The organism is Vibrio sp. 1401 (assembly GCF_033340295.1).
Window position 1 is genome coordinate 1 of the sequence record NZ_JAWOWF010000619.1, and the last position, 579, is coordinate 579.

At 64.9% G+C, this 579-nt stretch carries 1 protein-coding gene; it reads left to right on the forward strand.

Going from position 1 to position 579, the window contains the following annotated elements:
* Positions 1-33: 33 nt before the first annotated feature.
* Positions 34-579, forward strand: a 546-nt coding sequence (locus tag R7Z77_RS27185; RefSeq protein ID WP_318137282.1) for a recombinase family protein, incomplete at its 3' end; no start/stop codon positions are given.

Here is a 579-nt window from a genome sequence, read left to right on the forward strand (position 1 = left end):
TGCACTTAAGCCGCCTTCAACCAAGGAGACATCGTGCAGGGGCACCGCATCGGCTACGTCCGGGTCAGCAGCTTTGACCAGAACCCGGAACGCCAGCTGGAACAAACCCAGGTGAGCAAGGTGTTCACCGACAAGGCATCGGGCAAGGACACCCAGCGCCCCCAGCTCGAAGCGCTGCTGAGCTTCGTCCGCGAAGGCGATACAGTGGTGGTGCACAGCATGGATCGGCTGGCCCGCAACCTCGATGACCTGCGTCGCTTGGTACAGAAGCTGACTCAGCGCGGCGTGCGCATCGAGTTCCTGAAGGAGGGCCTGGTGTTCACTGGCGAGGACTCGCCGATGGCCAACCTGATGCTGTCGGTGATGGGGGCCTTCGCTGAGTTCGAGCGCGCCCTGATCCGCGAGCGGCAGCGTGAGGGCATCGCCTTGGCCAAGCAGCGTGGCGCGTACCGGGGCCGCAAGAAAGCCCGGTCCGATGAGCAGGCTGCTACCCTGCGGCAGCGAGCGACGGCCGGCGAGCCCAAGGCGCAGCTTGCCCGCGAGTTCAACATCAGCCGGGAAACCCTCTACCAGTACCTC